Origin of the sequence: Polaribacter sp. IC066, assembly GCF_007997085.1 — a bacterium.
In the GTDB taxonomy this organism is placed as follows: domain Bacteria; phylum Bacteroidota; class Bacteroidia; order Flavobacteriales; family Flavobacteriaceae; genus Polaribacter.
On sequence record NZ_VORR01000009.1, the window covers coordinates 24,204 to 43,842 of the forward strand.

Genomic DNA, 19,639 nt, shown 5'->3' on the forward strand with positions numbered 1-19,639 from the left:
TTTCTTTCGTTATAAATAGATTCTTAAAATCAGTTAAGCATGGACTAAACTAAAAATTAGTACGAAATTTTCAGAAAAGTGTAGCACTAGAAACTGCGCCTAAGCATTATTATAAAATTGTTCATAGAGCAATGATGTAAACTTTTTCTATGACGCATCTTTATCTATTTCATTTGATATCAAAATTGATTAAAAAGTATAAAAAAGGTGTCTTTTGGTATTTCCTAACTTGTACTTTTTAATCCGCCAGACAATGCATTTACTAATAATAAAAGCATTAATAATAATTTATTTTCCTCTTTTGAGTCACTGTTTTTATGCGCTCTCCATTTCTTGAGCGATTGGATTTGAATAACGTGTAACACACCTAAAGCCTCTTTTCTTAACTTGTTATTTTCTAGTTTAGAAACTCTTCGTTCTGCGACCAATCTACTTAACAGGTTTTCAATCTGTTTTAAACAGAGCTCGTAATCGGTTACTATAAGTTCCATCAGCGATGTTTTAACTTCAGGATCATGAACCAAATCAGCAAAGGCTTTCATAATTTCAGTATCTGAATTCAAAAGATTCGTCTCAATTTGAATCAGATCATATTTTAGGAAGCGCCATTCTTGTGCCAAAGTTTTTAAGTACTTAAAATCATCAGGGTACTGTTCTTCAAACTTACCAAGTGCGGCGCCAGTTCCAAACCAACCCGTAAGATTAAATCTTGCTTGGTTCCAGCTAAATACCCACGGTATAGAACGAAGATCATTGAGAGACCGTTGTCCCCTTCTTCGTGCGGGTCTAGAACCTATTTTGCTTTGTTCTAAAACATCTATTGGGGTAGCTTGGCTGTAAAATTCTATAAACTTGGGATGATCTAACAACTGTCTGTAATTATTTCGAGACATTTCTACAAGACGGTCCATTATATCATATAATTTTTGGTCTTTAACTTCGTTATTTGCTATCATTGTTTGACGAGCGGTGCTAGAAATCATCATTTCTAGATTATAACAAGCGTTGATGCGATTGGCAAATTGATCGGCAATGGTTTCACCCTGCACCGTCATTTTAATATGGCCACTCATAGAACCCGGTGGCATGCTTTCTAAAAAACGATGGATTTTTCCGCCTCCTCTACTGATAGTTCCGCCACGACCATGAAAAAAACAAAGTTGAATTCCGAGTCTACGGCCTACTTCGGTAAGATTTTCTTCTGCTTTGTAAATAGTCCATCTACTAGTTAAAATACCACCATCCTTGTTACTATCGCTATACCCTAACATCACTTCTTGAACAAAGGTTTCTTTGCGCATTCGTAAGTTTTTAACCGTTGAATGAGTCAAAAATGCTTCTAGGATATCAGGACCAGCAATCAAATCATCAATAGTTTCTAATAATGGTACAACAGGTAAATTAGAATCTTTAAGACCTACCTCACGCAAAAAGAGAAAAACAAGAAGTAAATCACTTAAACTTCTAGTCATGCTTACAATTACAGCTCCAATACCATTGCTTCCATGCAGATCTACATATTCTTTGACTTCCCTAAAATATCCAAGTAGATTATCTGCTTCTGGTCCGCATAAAGTTCCAGCCACCAGAAAAGGACGATTGCTTAATAATTCTTGATTGATAAAGGACAGTCTTTTTTCTTCATTCCAACTAGAATAATCAGTGTCTATGGCGCCTGAAGCTAGAAGTATTTGACGAATAGCTTTTTCATGATATTCACTGTTCTGCCTAATATCTAGCTTTGCTAAATGGAAGCCAAAGCAATCAAGAGATCGCTCAATAGGAAGCAGGCATTCTTTGTTTATTCGGTTTGCTCCGAGGTCAACTAAAATAGTTCTTAGTTTTTTTAATTCTTTAACTAAATCTTCTGGCCGGTGGTAATAGCATTCTTTGTCAAGCTTAAAATGTCCATCTAGCGTATTTTGCAAACGCACAATTAACAAGTTAACGAATTGACGCAAAGGTTCAGACGGATTGCGTTCTAAAGCCTTTTGACCAGCTTCCCCTAATTTTTCGGCATTTGCTTTAAATTCAAGAACAAAGTTCGATGGAATCTCATTTAAGTATTCTGAAAAACTGAGTTCTTTGGCTAAAAGAACCAACTCTTTTTTTATGATTTTCAAGGCTGAATGCCGATGCAGTTTCAGCGTAGAGGCAGTAAATTCTGGAGTAACGTATGGATGACCGTCTCGATCTCCACCAACCCAACTTCCAAACTCAAGTTTAGGAAATTGTTCTGGTCGTTCTAGATTTTTTTGGGAAAACCTCATGTATTTCCAAGCATTTAGTAAACGTTGATCTGCCAATCGCAAAGCTTCTGGGAATACATTTTCAAAGTAGTGCATTACGTTACTGCGTTCATCTTCTAATCTTGGTTTTTGTAGATAAATTTCTCCTGTTCGCCACCAACGCTCTAGTAAGCTTTTAATTTCTTGTCTTAGTACTGCGCGTTCTGAATTAGACCAAAGTGGATTCTCATTTTTTACTAATAAAATATAAAGCTCTCGGTGAATATCTAATACCGTTAACCGTTTTGCCTCTGAAGGATGTGCTGTTAATACAGGCGTTACTTTAATTTTTGGCAATAAATCGGCTATTTCTTGCTCCTTAATTCCTGATGTATGCCATAATTTCAAGGTTTCTCCCCAAGATCCACGGATACTTTCCAATCCGAATTCAGTTTCTATTTTTCTACGAAATTGAGTGGCAGCGTTTTCTTCTACAGAATTAAGGAGTTCAAAACAAATTCCGATTGCTTGTGCCACTTTTTCATTGGGAATTTCGTTGTAATTGAAGTTCAATTGATTATTTTCTAAAGGAATCATCGCCGCTAGTTTTTCTTCGCCGAGTGATTGCAACATTTCTTTGAAAGCAGACATGAGATAGGTGAAATCTACTCTAATCTTCTGTGAGCCTTGTAGTTCAAGTGTTTTTTTTTCCATGCAATTAATTTTTAATCAAAAATAAAAAAACACGAGGCTTTTTTTTATGATTTATGTCATGTTTTTAGATGATTTGAATGGAAATAAATTAAAAAGTAGGGAGGTTAAGACTAAAAAAAATAGAATACATATATTTTAAGTCGTTTCTAACCGATTAGAATCAATACCAAAATAGGTATTCAAAAAACTAATATTTTAAAAGCATGTAAATTTTGTTAAATAAATAACAATGAAATAGCAGTCTTGCAAAATAGCGAATCTGTAGGATGGTCAATATCATAAAAATACTTAATAGATTATTCTTTGCAAAAAGGGGCTAAAAGGTTTGCCGTATTTGCAATTCTTTTTTCTAGTAAAATACTAGAAAAAAGAATGGTTCTTTGTAGATACTTAAAATTTAAGCTTATCAAGTAATAAAAATAATGAAGACTAAAAGGTCTTTTTATTTGACGTAAAAGCTGTGTTAGAAATTGCTAATTTTAATGCGCTTCTAACCAATTAGAACCCACATCCATCTCTACATCTAAAGGAACGCTCATTTTAAAAGCATTTTCCATTTCGAACTTAATAATTGGTTGTATGGTTTCTAATTCGTCTTTATGAGCGTCAAAAACCAATTCATCATGCACTTGCAAGAGCATTTTCGATTTGAAATTTTCTTTCTCAAAACGTCTGTGAATATTAATCATGGCTATTTTAATAATATCTGCAGCAGAACCTTGAATAGGAGCGTTCACGGCATTTCTCTCTGCAGCACCTCTAACAATTGCGTTTCTAGAATTGATATCTTTTAAATAGCGACGTCTGTTTAAAACCGTTTCTACATACCCATGCTTTCGTGCAAATTCAACTTGACTCGCCATGTAAGCCTTCAACTTCGGGTAAGTTTCGTAATACGTGTCAATCAATTCTTTGGCTTCACTTCTGCTTAAATCCGTTTGATTGCTCAAGCCAAAAGCAGAAACCCCGTAAATAATTCCGAAATTTACCGTTTTAGCATTGCTTCTTTGTTCTCGAGTTACCTCTTTAATATCCACATTAAAAACTTTTGCAGCTGTTGAAGCATGAATATCTTCGCCATTTTTAAAAGCATTCATCATGGTTTCTTCTTCACTTAAAGCGGCAATAATTCGCAATTCAATTTGACTATAATCCGCAGCTAGTAAAACATACTCCTGACTTCTCGGAATAAAGGCTTTTCGAACTTCACGACCACGTGCTGTTCTAATGGGTATGTTTTGTAAATTCGGGTTGTTAGAACTCAACCTTCCCGTTGCCGCAACCGCCTGCATATATTGTGTGTGAATTCTTCCTGTTTTTTGGTTGATTTCATTCGGCAACGCATCTACATAGGTGCTTTGTAATTTTTTATATTGACGGTATTCTTGAATATCTCTAATAATTTCGTGGTCTTTTGCCAAATAGGATAAAATATCTTCTCCTGTTTTATATTGACCTGTTTTGGTCTTTTTTGGTTTCTCAACCAACTTCATATTTTCGAATAAAACAATTCCTAACTGTTTTGGTGAAGCAATATTAAATTCTTCTCCTGCCAATTCATAAATGTTTTTTTCCAATCGGTTGATGTCATTCGTTAGCGCTACAGACAATTCGCTTAAAAATTCTGTGTTTACGTTTATTCCTTCAATTTCCATAGCTGTTAATACAGAAACCAAGGGCAATTCTACATCTTTAAATAATTTGGTTACATTTCCATTTTCTAATTCCGTTGTAAAATGTTCTTTTAGTTGTAGCGTTATATCTGCATCTTCAACAGCATATTCTGTTTGCTCTTTTATCGGTACAACTCTCATAGAAAGCTGATTTTTTCCTTTTTTACCAATCAATTCTGTGATCGAAACGGGTTGGTAATTTAAATAGGTTTCTGCTAAAACATCCATTCCATGGCGCATATCTGGGTTAATGAGGTAATGCGCAATCATGGTATCGAATAAATTCCCTTTTACAGGCATTTTATAATTCGATAAAACTTTAATATCATACTTTAAATTATGCCCAATTTTTTCGATGTCACTCTCAAAAAATGGTCTAAATTCCTCTAAAATTGTTTCGGTTTCTTCTTGATCTTCCGGAAAAGAAACATAGTACCCTTTGCCAGCTTCAAAAGAAAAAGCAATTCCGATTAACTCAACTTCTAACGCTTTTAAGCCCGTTGTTTCTGTATCAAAACAGACAGAAGTTTGTTGCATTAATTTTTGCAACAATAATTTTCTTGAAAAAGGAGTATCGATATGTTGATAAAAATGATTGGTATTTTCTATTGTTTTAAAGCCTGATGCACTGTCTGCCTCAGAGAGGCTTCCTGAGCCAGGAGCTGCAAATAAATCAAATTGTCCTTCTACAATAGGAGCCACTTTTTTAGCCCTTGCTTTTTCATCAGTATTATTTTCTGCTGAATTTACAGCTTCTTCAGTAGCAAAAATTTTAGTAAAACTGGGTAATAATTTCTTAAACTCTAATTCGTTAAAAAGTGCTGTTACTTTTTCTATATCTGGTTGATCGAGTTCAAAATCTTTTGCATGAAAAGTTACCGGAACATCTAACATGATGGTTGCTAATTTTTTTGAAAGCAACCCTAACTCTTTAGCACCTTCAACTTTTTCCTTCATTTTTCCTTTTAGCTCATGTGTGTTGGCTAATAAGTTTTCCATAGAACCATACGTAGCTAAAAATTTCTTTGCGGTTTTTTCTCCAACACCGGGTAATCCCGGAATATTATCGGCAGAATCACCCATCATTCCTAGAAAATCGATGACTTGCTCTGGTCTTTCTACACCGAATTTTTCTTGCACTTCAGGAATTCCCCAAATGTCATAACCACCACCAAAACGAGGTTTGTACATAAAAATATTTTCAGAAACCAGTTGCGCAAAATCTTTATCTGGCGTTACCATAAACGTTTTATAGCCTTCTTTTTCCGCTTGTTTAGAAAGTGTCCCAATTACATCATCCGCTTCAAAACCTTCTTTTACCATAATGGGTATGTGCATGGCTTTTAAAATTTCTTGAATATAGGGCACCGAAATTTTAATTGCTTCTGGTGTTTCATCTCTGTTGGCCTTATAGGCTTCAAACATTTCTACTCTGTCTGCACTTCCGCCTTTGTCAAAACAAACTGCTAAATGATCTGGTTTTTCACGTTTTATTACATCTAAAAGTGAGTTCATAAAACCCATAATTGCAGAGGTGTCTAGTCCTTTAGAATTAATCATTGGGTTTTTAATAAAGGCATAATATCCGCGAAAAATTAATGCAAAAGCATCCACTAAAAAAACTCTTTTTTGATCTGACATTGTGAAATTGGATTGAATCTATAAAATTACAAAAACTTCTGCATTTAGGAGTTTAGATTGAATTAGAAATTTAAAAATATATGAGCACTATAACTTCGAACGATTTTGCTTTTTTGTCGAACTGTATCTAGCAGTCTTTTGATGAAAAGCTGATTTATAAACTGTATTTTTGAACTCTAAAATTTAAACAATGAATACTTTTTCAATTGCCATTCATGGCGGAGCAGGAACTTTAGTAAAAGGAATGATGACTGCCGATTTAGAAGCACAATACAAATCAGTTTTAAAAGCAGCCTTAGATACCGGTTATGCTATTTTAGAAAACGGAGGAACTTCTATTGATGCCGTGGAAAAAGCCGTGATTATTTTAGAAGATTCACATTTGTTCAATGCCGGAAAAGGTGCCGTTTTTACTGCGGATGAAACGCACGAAATGGACGCTTCAATTATGGATGGTCAATCTTTAAATGCGGGTGCAGTTTCGTTGATATCAGGCATAAAAAACCCAGTTTCTTTGGCAAAAGATGTGATGGAAAAAAGTGAACATGTTTTTTTAGCAGGAGAAGGCGCCATGCAATTTGCAAAAATGAACGCTTATAAAATTGAGGATGTTTCTTATTTTTATGATGAATTTCGTCATAATCAATGGTTAGAAATAAAAGATACAGACAGTTTTCAATTAGATCATGCTACTAAAAAAGATAGTAAATTCGGAACCGTTGGTGCTGTTGCTTGTGATCAAAACGGAAATATTGCAGCTGCAACTTCAACAGGTGGAATGACCAATAAAAAGTTTGGTAGAGTAGGAGACTCGCCAATGATTGGTGCAGGGAATTATGCCAATAATAAAACCTGTGCAATTTCTTGTACTGGAAGTGGAGAGTTTTTTATTCGTGGCGTTGTGGCCTACGATGTTGCTTGTTTAATAGAGCATAAAGAAATGTCTTTAGAGGAAGCAGCCAACGAAGTTATTCACAAAAGAATTTTAGAAATTGGCGGCGATGGTGGTTTAATTGCTGTGGATGCAAAAGGAAATATTGCCATGCCTTTTAATACAGAAGGAATGTATAGAGGTAGTAAATCTTCTAATGGAGCTGAAGAGGTATTGATTTATAAATAAAAAAAAAAGACACGAATTTCACGAATTACACCGATTTTTAGTTTTTTATTCTTACGAAAAAACGAACTAAATTAGCGAAAATTCGTAAAATTTGTGTCTAAACTATTTCTAAATAAAATCAGCATCAATATCTAAAACGCTTACTTTTCTGTTTTTAATGTCATACGTATCTCCATTAGAAAGCACGTGAATAATAAGATTTGCCATGGTCATTGGAGTTCCTTCTTCTAAAATTTTTTCGTTGTTGTGAGTCAATTTACTGCCGTCAAAAACAATGACCATTCCAGAACCGATTACTGTACAATCGTTTCCGTTTTTAATGATCATCCCGGTGTCTTCTGCCAAACCTAATCCAATTAAATTTGGATGCTTTGCAACGGCTTCAGATTGTCTTCCAAACCGACCACGTTTTATAAAATGGGTGTCAATAATTAATTCAGGAATTAAATTTAATCCTTTATACATGGTTACTGCGCCTTTAATAAAGGCTTCAGAAGCAGAGCCGCCAGCAATCATTTCATTAGCCATTGCCATTGCACCAGCACTTGTGCCTGCAATTACAAAACCTTTTTCGTTGTTGTAGCGATTGCTTAAGATTTGATGAATCGTTGTTCCGCCAATTTTATCGGTAATTTTAGATTGATCTCCTCCAGAAAACATGACACAATTTGCGTTTTTAATCAGCCTAATTGAAGCTTCTTTTTCAGAATCTTTTTTACTTCTAATATCAAGAACCGTTACGTTTTTGCAGCCTAGCTTGGCAAACGCATCCATATAATTTGCTCCTACTTCAATCGGAATTCTAGATGCAGTGGGTATTACCACAATATTTGCTTCAATACCACCCGCTTCTTCTACAACGTGATATAGAATTCCATCATCAATAAATTCGAGTGTATATTGCTCACTTTCTTCAATTCCTTTGTCTTCATTCCCCCCAATCGGTATTAATGTACCTTTTATCATCGTCATATTCTTTAAGTTTAAAATAACTGAACAGTTCTACAAAAGTAAAATTAAAAACTCGTCTAGGCGTTTTTAAATATAATATAATTTTAATCGTCAAATTCCCTATTTTGTTTTATATTTCGCATGATCCTATAAATTTAACCAAACAAAAATCAATAAAAGATGAAAATTAGAGAAATAAATGCAATGCGTGGTCCAAATTATTGGTCAGTTCGTCGTCATAAACTAATTGTAATGGTTTTAGATTTAGAGGAAATGGAAGAATTTCCTTCTAACAAAGTAAACGGATTTTCAGAACGTTTAAAAACAATGTTTCCAACCATGTATTCGCACAGATGTTCAGAAGGTTGTGCAGGTGGATTCTTTATGCGGGTAGATGACGGAACTTGGATGGGACATATTATAGAACATATTGCGTTAGAAATTCAGACGCTGGCAGATATGGATACTGGTTTTGGTAGAACTCGTGGTTATGGAGAAGAAGGCGTTTATAGTGTTGTTTTTTCTTATATCGAAGAAAATGTAGGCAGATATGCAGCAAAAGCAGCTGTTAAAATTTGCGAGGCTTTAATTGTAGGAGAAGCCTATGATTTGACGGATGATATTCAAGAAATGCGAGAATTAAGAGAAAGCTCGCGTTTAGGACCAAGTACAGGTTCTATTGTAGCAGAGGCGGAAGCTAGAGGAATTCCTTGGTTTCGGTTAAATAAATATTCGCTTTGCCAATTAGGGTATGGTGCCAATCAAAAAAGAATTCAAGCTACGGTAACTAGTGAAACAAGTAGCATTGGTGTAGAGTTAGCGTGCGATAAAGAAGACACAAAATACTTGCTAGAACAAGCAGAAGTAGCGGTACCAAAAGGAGATATCATCCGAAGAGAAAGCAGTTTAGAAGATGCTTGTAAGTATGTTGGGTATCCTTTAGTGATTAAACCTGTAGATGGGAATCACGGACGCGGAATTACAGTGGATATCCAGAATTATGAAGACGCTTTAGAAGCTTTTGCACACGCAAAAAATAGTTCTAAAAGTGGCGCAATTATCGTAGAGAAGTTTGTTGTTGGTCAAGATTATCGATTATTAGTGATTAATAATGTGTTGGTTGCGGCGGCTAAAAGAACGCCAGCTCATGTTATTGGTGATGGGATATCATCGGTAGAAACATTAATCGAAGTGGTTAACAAAGATCCAAGAAGAGGCTACGGACACGAAAATGTATTGACTAAAATTACCATTAACGACTTAACAGAAACCATTATTAAAGATGCGGGTTATACGGTAGCGTCAATTTTAGAAAAAGATAAGATGCTTATTTTAAAAGATACAGCAAATTTAAGCACAGGCGGCACAGCAGAAGATGTAACGGATATCGTACATCCGGCAAATGTTGCTATGGTAGAGCGTATTTCAAAAATTATAGATTTAGATATTTGCGGAATCGATATTATGTCAACAGACATTTCTAAATCACTTTCAGAAACAGGAGGCGCAGTTTTAGAGGTAAATGCAGGACCAGGATTTAGAATGCATTTGGCACCAACAGAAGGTTTGCCAAGAAATGTTGCCGCGCCTGTAATCGATAAATTATTTCCTCCAGGAGCAACTTCAAGAATTCCAATTATTGCTATTTCTGGGACCAACGGAAAAACCACCACCACGCGTTTAATAGCCCACATGGCAAAAATGAAAGGCTATAAAGTTGGCTACACAACCAGTGACGGTGTGTATATTCAAAACCGTTTATTAATGGAAGGAGACTGCACGGGGCCTGCAAGTGCAGAATTTGTATTAAGAGATCCAACAGTAAATTTTGCGGTGTTAGAATCTGCAAGAGGCGGTTTATTAAGAGCTGGTTTAGGTTTTAAAAATTGCGATATTGGTATTGTTACCAACGTTGCAGCAGATCATTTGGGCTTAAAAGGAATTCATACAATAGCGCAATTAGCTAAAGTAAAAGCGGTAATTCCGGAAACAGTTTCACCAGAAGGAACTGCTATTTTAAATGCTGATGACGAATTGGTGTATGCAATGCGTAAAAATGTAACGTGTAATGTTGCGCTGTTTTCTTTGGATGAAAATAATCCACACATAAAAGCGCTCCAAAGGGTGGGAGGCATCTCTGCGATTTATGAAAACGGATACATTACTATTTGTAGAGGAGAATGGAAAATTAGAGTTATCAAAGCCGTAAATGTGCCTTTAACCTATGGCGGAAAAGCAACATTTATGATTCAGAATGTATTGCCAGCAGTGGTAGCAGCATATATAAGAGGATTTTCTATCGATGATATGAAAATGGCTTTAGAAACCTTTATTCCTTCGGCAACTCAAACACCAGGAAGGCTCAATTTATTTAAGTTTAAAAATTTTCAAATTTTACTAGATTATGCTCACAATCCGTCAGGCATGAGAGCGTTAAAACAATTTACAGATAATATTGAGGCAACTGTAAAAGTGGGAATTATTGCAGGAATAGGCGATAGAAGAGTTGAAGATAATAATGAAATGGGCGCAATTGCCGCAGAAATGTTTGATGAAATTATTATAAGACAAGACAAGCAATTACGCGGTAAAACAGAAGAGGAATTAATTAAAATGGTAAAAGATGGTATTTTAAGTCAAGATCCCAATAAGAAAATTAAGATCATTCCGTCTGAAAAAGAAGCCATTTTATATGCTGTAAAAAATGTAAAAAAAGGCGCTTTAATCGTTTTAAGTAGCGATGTAATTCCGGATGCCTTGAACTTGGTAAAAGCACTAAAAGAGAAAGAAGCAAATGAACTCTATGAGTTTACAAATGACGATATTCCGAACCGTCATTAAAGATCAAAAAAATCGTCTAAAATTATTTTAGGCGATTTTTTTTTTGCTTCTATTAGTGTTCATCAAAAAAAGACAAGAAAATTATCCTTTATAAACGGCGGATTTTAAATTCCTTTTAAAAGGAGCTTTCAATTGATATAAAATATCTTCAGATTTCTCTGCGTCTAAAATATCCACCCCATATACAATATCTTCGGTATTCTTATACGTAAAGGTTCCAAAAATACGATCCCAAAAAGAAAAGATATTTCCGAAGTTTGTATCCGTCCAAGGCATTACATGGTGATGATGGAATTTATGTGTATTTGGCGAAATAAAAACATAACTAATTGTCTTATCTAGCCAAAGAGGTAATTGAATATCTGCATAAGAAAAATAGGTGAAAAGTACCGTTAAAATTCTGTAGATTAAATAGTAAGAAACAGGCAAGCCAGCTATTACAACACTAAGTAACGCAAAGGTTTCTCTAAAAATAAAATCGATAGGATGATGTCTGGTTCCTGAAGTAACATCGACATGCGTATCGCTATGATGCACAGTATGAAAGCGCCACATAAAAGGTATTTTGTGCAATAATACATGAACAGCATATTGTGAGGTGAAATCTAAAATCATAATGGCTAAAATAATTTCTATCCAAACAGGCCAATTAACCATGTTTAGCAGACCAAAATTAGTGGTTTCTATCCACAAGAAAACACCTATAGTAATTAACCCAAAAACTACATTAATTATCATGGTAGATACCAATAGAATTAAGTTTGGTTTAGCATGTTTCCACTTGTTGTATTGATGTTTTTTTAGAGGATAAATGCCTTCTAAAATCCAAAAGACAGACAAACAGCCAACAACCCAAATTAGCTTTTGTATGCTGGTTAAATTTTCGAAAAAAGTAACTATTGAGTCCATTATTTTAATACGTTCAAGATTTAAAATTACTAAAAACTTTTAACAAGATGTTAAAAATCATTCATTTTTTAACAGCTACCTTTGTCAACTTATAAAAAATATACTACATGTCTCGTTGGTTATTCCCGATTCTTATTTTAATTGTTTTAATTGTTATTGTAGAAATTTACACATTTCAAGCCTTTAAAACCATTTCTAAAAGTAAATTAATACCGTTTTCTTTTTTAGCTTTGAGTATTGGTATTTATCTCTATTTTTTCATCACTCTTTTAACGTATGACAGAGGGAAAGGGCAAACGCCAGAATTTCAAATGGCAGTGGGTGTTTTGATTACCTTTTCTATTCCGAAATTAGTGATCATTTTAGTGCTGTTTGGAGAAGATATATATCGATGGATTTTAAAATTAATTTCTATAATTTCTAGTGACGAAACAAGATCTTTAGTGGGGAGAAGAAAGTTTGTTTCGCAAATAGCATTGGGTTTAGCAGCGATTCCATTTGTTTCTTTTATCTACGGAATTGTGCAAGGAAAGTACAATTATAAGGTTATAAAATATCAACTTACTTTTGATGATTTACCAGCGGCATTTGATGGGTATACCATCACACAAATCTCTGATATTCATTCAGGGAGTTTTACCAATAAAGAAAAAATACAATATGGCGTTGATTTAATTAATGAACAAAAATCTGACTTAATGCTGTTTACAGGTGATATTGTAAATAATAAAGCGGATGAAATGGATGATTGGATTGATGTTTTTGACAAGTTAGAAGCCAAAGAAGGAAAGTATGCAATTCTAGGAAATCATGATTATGGTGATTATATGGATTGGAAAACACCTCAAGATAAAATTGATAATTTTAAAAAAGTAAAAGAGATTCATCAAAAAATAGGTTTCGATTTATTGTTGGATGAGCACTGTTATTTAGAAAAAGACGGACAAAAAATTGCACTTATCGGAGTTGAAAATTGGGGAAAAGGATTTAATCAGGCCGGAGATTTGCAACGAGCTTCTACTGGTATTCAAAAGGAAGACTTTAAGATTTTAATGTCTCACGATCCAAGTCATTGGGAAGAAAAAGTAAAAAATGATGATTTTAATTATCACCTTACGTTAAGTGGGCACACGCATGGTTTCCAAATGGGGATTGAAATTCCGGGTTGGATAAAGTGGAGTCCTTCTCAATTTGTTTACAAACAATGGGCTGGTTTATATGAAGAGTTTGGTAGATATGTTAATGTAAATAGGGGTTTTGGGTATCATGCTTTTCCTGGAAGAGTAGGTATTTGGCCAGAAATTACCGTTATAGAATTGAAGAAAGCTTGATAATCAGGTTATTTAATAAGATTTCTTATCTTTGTTATCAAAAAAATATAAAATAAATTTTCCCCCTTTAAAAACAGTGTATTATGACAAAATTTGGAGAATTAATTGGTGCAGACAAGCCTGTTTTAATTGACTTTTATGCAGATTGGGATGAGGTTGAAAGTAGCATTGATACCTTAAGAGATGTTGCTGCTGCTTTGGGTGAGAGTGCCAAAGTAATTAAGATTGATATTAAGAAAAACGAAACCTTGGCAGATGCTTTGCGTGTAAAAGGAAATCCTACGTTTATGATTTATAAAAATGGTGAAATGAAATGGCGCCAGACAGGTTTTCAAGATGCCAATACCTTAATTGGTCTAGTGAAACAATACTTGTAGCATTCTTTACAAGTTAGTTATATACAACCTAAAAAAAATAATTTGTAACATTTTGAAATTCCTTGTATCTAAATGAAAACTAAAAGGAAACAAAATGAAAAAAACACTATCAGTATTCGTATTTATAGTATCTACACTCGTAGTTAACTCTCAAACAATTTATTCAAAAGCATTTGGCAATCCAAATGATAAGCCGCTGCTCTACCTTCACGGTGGACCAGGATATAATGCTGTGGGTTTTGAAGCAACAACAGCTAAGGAACTTTCGGAAAATGGTTTTTATGTCATTTCTTATGACAGACGAGGTGAAGGAAGGTCGCCAGATAAAAATGCAAAATTCACTTTTAATGAAACTTTTGATGATATAAATTTAATTTACGACAAATTCAATTTAACATCAGCAACACTAATAGGACATAGTTTCGGTGGAGTAATTGCAACCTTATATTCAGAAAAACATCCAACTAAAACCAAAGCTATTATTCTTGTTTCTGCACCGCTGTCCATGCAAGAAACGCTTTCAACCATATTAAAATCATCAAAATCAATTTACATCAGCAATAAAGACTCCGTAAATCTTAACTATATAAACATGCTAGAGAAAATGGATAAAAATTCTATTGAGTTTAGTTCATACTGTTTTAGTCACGCTATGCAAAATGGATTTTATTATCCAAAAGAGCCAACAAAAGAAGCTGTAAATATATATTCAAAGTTTAAAACAGATAGTTTGCTTTTAAAATATAGCTCAAAAATGACTTATGAAGCACCAAGAGGGTTTTGGCAAAACGAAAAATATACAACGCTAGATTTAAATGAAAATCTAAAACGAGTAGTAAAGAATAGCACTCCTGTTTTCGGTTTATATGGTAAAGATGATGGTTTGTTTTCAGAAAGTCAAGTAAGAAATATTGAAAATTTAATTGGGGAAAATAATTTGGAATATTTACACAACTGTTCTCATAACCTCTTTATAGACCAGCAAACCAAATTTATTAGCGCGTTAAAAAAATGGACTGAATAATGAATTTTGAAACTATTTATAAAACATATTGGCAAAAGGTTTTTAGGCTATGTATGGGGTATGCAAATGATACAGATGCCGCGAAAGATTTAGCTCAAGAAACATTTATTAAAGTATGGAAACAATTACCCAAGTTTAGAAACGAATCTTCTATTGGAACTTGGATATTTAGAATTGCATCCAATACCTGTTTGCGTCAAATTCAAAAAGATAAGAAGATGCCTAAGTCTGAATTACCATTGGAGATTAAGGATGAAATTTTAGAAACAAACATAGAGAAGGATATACAGTTTTTATATCACTGTATTTCAGAACTACAAGAAGTAGAACGAATCATCATCTCATTGGAACTAGAAGATATGAATCAAAAAGAAATAGCTGAAATTGTTGGTTTGTCTGAGGGTAACGTTCGAGTTAAGATTCACAGAATAAAAGAAAAATTAACACAAAAATTCAAGAAAAATGGAAACTAATATAGATTTAAAAAAAATATGGAATACACAAAAGATAGAAACTCCAAATGTGGAAATTCTTTATACCAAAGCAAATAAACTAAAAAGTAGAAGCTTATTAAAGCTACTAGTGGTCAATATTTCACTTTTACTAACCATTATATTTATTGGCTTTATTTGGTATTATTATCAACCTGAATTAATAACTACTAAGATTGGTATCCTATTAACTATTTTAGCGATGCTTATTTTTTTACTACCTTTTAACAAACAGTTTTCTTTACTGACGAAGAATAAGACAGAACCCAATAGTAAGGAATGCCTTCAACAACTTATAAAGTTAAAAGAAATACAAGTATATCAACAAACTACAATGTTAAGTGTCTATTTCATACTTCTTTCTTTAGGAATTGGGCTATATATGTTTGAATATGTTTCTAAAATGACAATTACTTGGGGAATAATCACCTATGCAATCACCATATTTTGGTTTGCGATAAATTGGTTTTATTTAAGACCTAAAGCAATTACGAAACAGAACGCAAAGCTTAATACGTTATTAGTTGAATTTGAGAAATTAAATAACCAAATGATTGACTAAAAGGCATCATATAGCGCTGTGTATAAAAAATAGCGGTCTAAGTGCTGAAGTGAAAATGAATTTTATAAATTTAAAATTTGTTTTTAACTGAAAAGTTAGCACCATAAAATGCGTTATTTTTCATTTAATAAACCCTGTATTTTTGCTAATCTTCACAAAAGCCAAAAAAGTTGCTTGTTGTTTCTAATTCTTTAAAGTATTTAAGCAAGGCTAAATTTGTTTGTGAATCTTTTTTTTTGTCACTTCGATGGTTTTACTTCAGGATGTTGTTCATTTCAAAATAGATTTATAATGGAGTTAAGAAACAATTTAAAAAGGCTTCAATACCTGTAGAAAGGGATTTTTATTTTAAACTATTTTTTAAGCTTTTATGAGCGCTACTTTTCTAGTATTTGTAAGCAAAGAAAAACGTCAAATATAATTTCGAGAAAATTCTCATCATTATATTTGACGTTTTAATATTTGCAGTTGTACTTTATTTTTTCAAGAGATCTAATTCTGTAGGATCTATTTCCTCTTCTTGAGGAATAATATGTTGAAATAAATTTAAAGTTTCATTAAATTCATTTTCTAGTTCTCTAACAAAAGTTTCATCAAGGTCATACTGTCTTACCTGATCTAAAATACCTCGGTATAAATATCTAAAGGTCATATCGAATTCTTCAAAAACAAGATCAAACTCATCCGCAGGAAACGTACTGAACCAAACTAGTTTCTCTTTAAATAAACGTATTAGATCTTCAGCAGTTGCCCTCGCTTTGCCTTGCTCGCCAAGTTGGTAATACATTTCTGGGTATTCCATAGACAGGCTGTAATGATCAAAATCTTCAATAGCTAATTTGTCTAGAGATAAATCTAGTACTTCAATGGCTTTTAAGGTGTCTCCTTCTTCTGCAAAAGCATTAGATAAACGCATTAGACTATTTCGTAAAGAAATTGAATTCCGTTTGGTTTGTTCATCTAAATAAATTTTACCATCATTAATATTTCTCCAATCCCACTTTTTAACATTTTTATACATTTTCTCTGGATCAATTCTGCCTAAATCGAACAAGCTTAACTCACGTTGTAGTTGACCGTTTTTATCATAAATTTTAGTGGGTGTTTTAATAGGTACCAGTTTAAAAGCAACACCATCTAATTGTAAATAATCTTTCAACCAAATATATTCGCTGTCAGCATTAGAGCCACCTGTAAAGTATATAGGACGTTTCCATTCAAAATTATTTAATATATCTAACATTAAAATAGTGTTTTTACCAAGCGCTCTATCTATGGTAATATCTATATAAGGCACAATTTTATCTGCATCTTTTTGCGCTACAATTCCGTATTTTAAAACATTTTCTTTGTTTACAGGAATTCTAATTTTGTTGGTAGGTAATATTTTTTCTGGATTCCCGTCATCATCTAAATCGTAAAAAGTACGTTTGCTATCACTTCGGATCCATTTCATAAAATTATCTAAATCAAGAACAGAATCTTTTAATTGAGGAAATAATTCTTGAAAATAATAGGCAACATCTAAAGTGCCGTATTTGTATTCTTCATGTGTTAGTTGAGACGGAATAGGAGCAGCTTCATAGGTTGCACGCTTCATTTGATCGATGTACCAATCTGTCTGAAAAAGACTTGTATTTATCAGTTTAATATCCGTTCTAATACCTTCTACTTCTTGCATATACCAAAGTGGAAACGTGTCATTATCGCCAATCGTAAACATAATTGCATTTTGGTCGCAGCTTTCTAGATATGCTTGTGCGTTTAAACGAGTTGTATATCTGTTAGATCTGTCATGATCGTCCCAGTTTTCAAAGGCCATTAAAGAGGGCACTGCCACTAAACAAGTTAATGTAATTATAACGGCTATTTTTTTTCTAGATCCTAAATGTTTTAAATATTCGTAAAGTGCAAGAACGCCAAAACCAACCCAAATAGCAAATATGTAGAAACTACCCACAACAGCATAATCACGCTCTCTTGGTTCAAAAGGTTTTGGGTTTGTATAGAAAATGATGGCAAAGCCAGTGAACGCAAAAAACAGGAATAAGGTAAAGAAGTTTTTCTTATCCCATTTTATCTGAAAGAATAGTCCTATTAATCCTAATAGTAAAGGAAGAAAATAATAAGTGTTTCGTCCTTTATTGAGCAATACTTGCCAAGGTAATTTGTCTTGAGAGCCTAATCTTGCCTCATCAACAACATCAATACCACTTAACCAATTGCCATTAAAAATATCTAAATTCCCTTGAATATCGTTCTGACGGCCAACAAAATTCCACATAAAATAACGCCCATACATGTACCCAAACTGATAGCTCATCATAAACTTGATGTTCTCTGCAAAAGTTGGTCTACGTTTGCTATTTGCCGGAATACCAGCAATAGATTTGTACATTTTTTCTGAAGCAGGATTTACCATTCTTGGTATAAAGCCTTTATGTTTGTCAGACCAATTTGGCAAAACATCTTTGTAAGTATTTACAATTACATATTTACCATCTATCTGTTCATATTTGGGTTTATCATCTTTAGTAGGGTTTTTTGCATCTTGCTCTCTACTGTGGGTGTTAGAATAATAGGTGTCATAAAAAACATTGGCATCGCCATACTGTTCTCGTTCATAATACGCTAATAATTCTCGTGCACTAGAGGGGTTGTTTTCGTTAATAGTGGTATTTGCATTGGCTCTTATGGGCAACATCATCCAAGAAGAAAAGCCAATCATTATAAATAATAGCGAAAGAATTAATGTATTTGCCGTTAAGTTTTTCTTTTTTCTTGTGTAATTTAATCCAAAATAGAACAATACAACTAAAATAATAGCAGCAATAATACTCCCAGAATTATAAGGCAATCCAATAGAGTTGATAAAAAATAACTCAGAAGCACTAAAGAATTTTAAGGTAAACGGGAATATAAATTTAAAGACTAAGATTAAGACAAATACAGAAATTACAGTCGCAATTGCTGTTGTTTTTATATTGATGTTTTTATAGGTTTTAAAGAAATACAGCATTACAATGGCAGGAATCACCAATAAAGATAAAATGTGAACGCCAAAAGACAAGCCAACGACAAAACTGATTAAAACTAACCATTTGTTGCCTCTTGCTGTATAAATTTCGTTTTCCCATCGTAAACCTAGCCAAAATAATAAAGCCATTAAGAAAGAAGACATGGCGTACACTTCTCCTTCTACAGCACTAAACCAAAAACTATCAGAAAAAGTATAGGTTAATGCACCTACCAAACTACTCCCTAAAACGGCAATACGTTTTCCTTTAGAGATGTTTCCTGTTTTTGCAGACAGTTTGATGGCCAAGTTACTAATAGTCCAAAACATAAAAAGAATGGTAAATGCGCTTGCTAAGGCAGACATAAAGTTCACCATTTTCGCAATTTCACTAATGTCTGTAGAAAACATGGCAAAAAATGCGCCTAACATTTGAAAGAGAGGTGCTCCTGGCGGATGCCCAACTTCTAGTTTTACGGATGTTGCTATGTATTCGCCTACATCCCAAGAACTAACCGTTGGTTCGAGTGTTAATGTATAGGTAATTAGGGCTATTACAAATGTCATCCATCCTAAAATGATGTTCCATTTTTTAAAGTTTCCTGCTGTCATAAGTTCCTTAATAATCTGTGGGCGAATTTACTAATAAATATGAATAAAAGTAAGCTCTTGGTTTTTTTCTGACGAAAGAATACCTCACAAAACTTTGTTAAAGATAAAAATTGTAAAAAAATGTTTGTGAATATAAAAGAATGCACTAA

Annotated in this window: 12 protein-coding genes; 7 read left to right on the plus strand and 5 right to left on the minus strand. The window is 33.5% G+C overall.

Going from position 1 to position 19,639, the window contains the following annotated elements; genetic code table 11:
- Positions 1 to 224: 224 nt before the first annotated feature.
- Both ES044_RS04510 and polA read right to left on the minus strand, forming a co-directional pair.
- On the minus strand, positions 225 to 2,861 hold the full coding sequence (locus ES044_RS04510) for a phosphoenolpyruvate carboxylase (RefSeq protein WP_223813541.1): 2,637 nt from the start codon (positions 2,859 to 2,861) through the stop codon (positions 225 to 227).
- A 560-nt stretch (positions 2,862 to 3,421) separates the two neighbouring features.
- Complete coding sequence (polA, locus tag ES044_RS04515) at positions 3,422 to 6,256, minus strand: DNA polymerase I (RefSeq protein WP_147118115.1); 2,835 nt, start codon at positions 6,254 to 6,256, stop codon at positions 3,422 to 3,424.
- Positions 6,257 to 6,446: 190 nt separating this feature from the next.
- On the opposite strand from polA, the gene ES044_RS04520 reads away from it, so the two are divergent.
- The gene (locus tag ES044_RS04520) at positions 6,447 to 7,376 is read left to right on the plus strand and encodes an isoaspartyl peptidase/L-asparaginase family protein (protein WP_147118114.1); all 930 of its coding nucleotides are present in this window, start codon (positions 6,447 to 6,449) and stop codon (positions 7,374 to 7,376) included.
- A gap of 108 nt (positions 7,377 to 7,484) precedes the next feature.
- Here the strand turns inward: ES044_RS04520 and ES044_RS04525 are convergent, their stop codons facing one another.
- Positions 7,485 to 8,348: a cyanophycinase gene (locus ES044_RS04525; protein WP_147118113.1), complete on the minus strand. Its 864-nt coding sequence runs from the start codon at positions 8,346 to 8,348 to the stop codon at positions 7,485 to 7,487.
- A 159-nt stretch (positions 8,349 to 8,507) separates the two neighbouring features.
- On the opposite strand from ES044_RS04525, the gene cphA reads away from it, so the two are divergent.
- Positions 8,508 to 11,168, plus strand: a complete 2,661-nt coding sequence (cphA, locus tag ES044_RS04530; RefSeq protein WP_147118112.1) for a cyanophycin synthetase — start codon at positions 8,508 to 8,510, stop codon at positions 11,166 to 11,168.
- A gap of 81 nt (positions 11,169 to 11,249) precedes the next feature.
- Here cphA and ES044_RS04535 read toward each other — a convergent pair whose 3' ends face one another.
- Positions 11,250 to 12,077, minus strand: a complete 828-nt coding sequence (locus tag ES044_RS04535) for a sterol desaturase family protein (protein ID WP_147118111.1) — start codon at positions 12,075 to 12,077, stop codon at positions 11,250 to 11,252.
- A 107-nt stretch (positions 12,078 to 12,184) separates the two neighbouring features.
- Here ES044_RS04535 and ES044_RS04540 point away from each other — a divergent pair, with 107 nt between their 5' ends.
- The 5 genes from ES044_RS04540 to ES044_RS04560 all read left to right on the plus strand — a co-directional run bounded on the left by ES044_RS04540 (position 12,185) and on the right by ES044_RS04560 (position 15,862).
- Positions 12,185 to 13,408, plus strand: a complete 1,224-nt coding sequence (locus tag ES044_RS04540; RefSeq protein ID WP_147118110.1) for a metallophosphoesterase — start codon at positions 12,185 to 12,187, stop codon at positions 13,406 to 13,408.
- An 83-nt stretch (positions 13,409 to 13,491) separates the two neighbouring features.
- Positions 13,492 to 13,785 (plus strand): thioredoxin family protein, encoded by a 294-nt coding sequence (locus tag ES044_RS04545; RefSeq protein WP_147118109.1) that lies wholly within the window; start codon positions 13,492 to 13,494, stop codon positions 13,783 to 13,785.
- Positions 13,786 to 13,879: 94 nt separating this feature from the next.
- Complete coding sequence (locus ES044_RS04550; protein WP_147118108.1) at positions 13,880 to 14,809, plus strand: alpha/beta hydrolase; 930 nt, start codon at positions 13,880 to 13,882, stop codon at positions 14,807 to 14,809.
- Complete coding sequence (locus ES044_RS04555; RefSeq protein ID WP_147118107.1) at positions 14,809 to 15,282, plus strand: RNA polymerase sigma factor; 474 nt, start codon at positions 14,809 to 14,811, stop codon at positions 15,280 to 15,282. Before ES044_RS04550 ends, ES044_RS04555 begins: the two co-directional genes overlap by 1 nt.
- On the plus strand, positions 15,272 to 15,862 hold the full coding sequence (locus tag ES044_RS04560) for a hypothetical protein (RefSeq protein WP_147118106.1): 591 nt from the start codon (positions 15,272 to 15,274) through the stop codon (positions 15,860 to 15,862). Before ES044_RS04555 ends, ES044_RS04560 begins: the two co-directional genes overlap by 11 nt.
- Positions 15,863 to 16,337: 475 nt before the next feature.
- Here ES044_RS04560 and ES044_RS04565 read toward each other — a convergent pair whose 3' ends face one another.
- The gene (locus ES044_RS04565) at positions 16,338 to 19,490 is read right to left on the minus strand and encodes a DUF2723 domain-containing protein (protein ID WP_147118105.1); all 3,153 of its coding nucleotides are present in this window, start codon (positions 19,488 to 19,490) and stop codon (positions 16,338 to 16,340) included.
- Positions 19,491 to 19,639: the final 149 nt, after the last annotated feature.

Excerpts from the sequence above, each read along its gene's own strand:
- ES044_RS04510 (WP_223813541.1), bottom strand. The coding sequence starts at position 2,861 with ATGTTGCAATCACTCGGCGAAGAAAAACTAGCGGCGATGATTCCTTTA.
- polA (WP_147118115.1), bottom strand. The coding sequence starts at position 6,256 with ATGTCAGATCAAAAAAGAGTTTTTTTAGTGGATGCTTTTGCATTAATT.
- ES044_RS04520 (WP_147118114.1), top strand. The coding sequence starts at position 6,447 with ATGAATACTTTTTCAATTGCCATTCATGGCGGAGCAGGAACTTTAGTA.
- ES044_RS04525 (WP_147118113.1), bottom strand. The coding sequence starts at position 8,348 with ATGACGATGATAAAAGGTACATTAATACCGATTGGGGGGAATGAAGAC.
- cphA (WP_147118112.1), top strand. The coding sequence starts at position 8,508 with ATGAAAATTAGAGAAATAAATGCAATGCGTGGTCCAAATTATTGGTCA.
- ES044_RS04535 (WP_147118111.1), bottom strand. The coding sequence starts at position 12,077 with ATGGACTCAATAGTTACTTTTTTCGAAAATTTAACCAGCATACAAAAG.
- ES044_RS04540 (WP_147118110.1), top strand. The coding sequence starts at position 12,185 with ATGTCTCGTTGGTTATTCCCGATTCTTATTTTAATTGTTTTAATTGTT.
- ES044_RS04545 (WP_147118109.1), top strand. The coding sequence starts at position 13,492 with ATGACAAAATTTGGAGAATTAATTGGTGCAGACAAGCCTGTTTTAATT.
- ES044_RS04550 (WP_147118108.1), top strand. The coding sequence starts at position 13,880 with ATGAAAAAAACACTATCAGTATTCGTATTTATAGTATCTACACTCGTA.
- ES044_RS04555 (WP_147118107.1), top strand. The coding sequence starts at position 14,809 with ATGAATTTTGAAACTATTTATAAAACATATTGGCAAAAGGTTTTTAGG.
- ES044_RS04560 (WP_147118106.1), top strand. The coding sequence starts at position 15,272 with ATGGAAACTAATATAGATTTAAAAAAAATATGGAATACACAAAAGATA.
- ES044_RS04565 (WP_147118105.1), bottom strand. The coding sequence starts at position 19,490 with ATGACAGCAGGAAACTTTAAAAAATGGAACATCATTTTAGGATGGATG.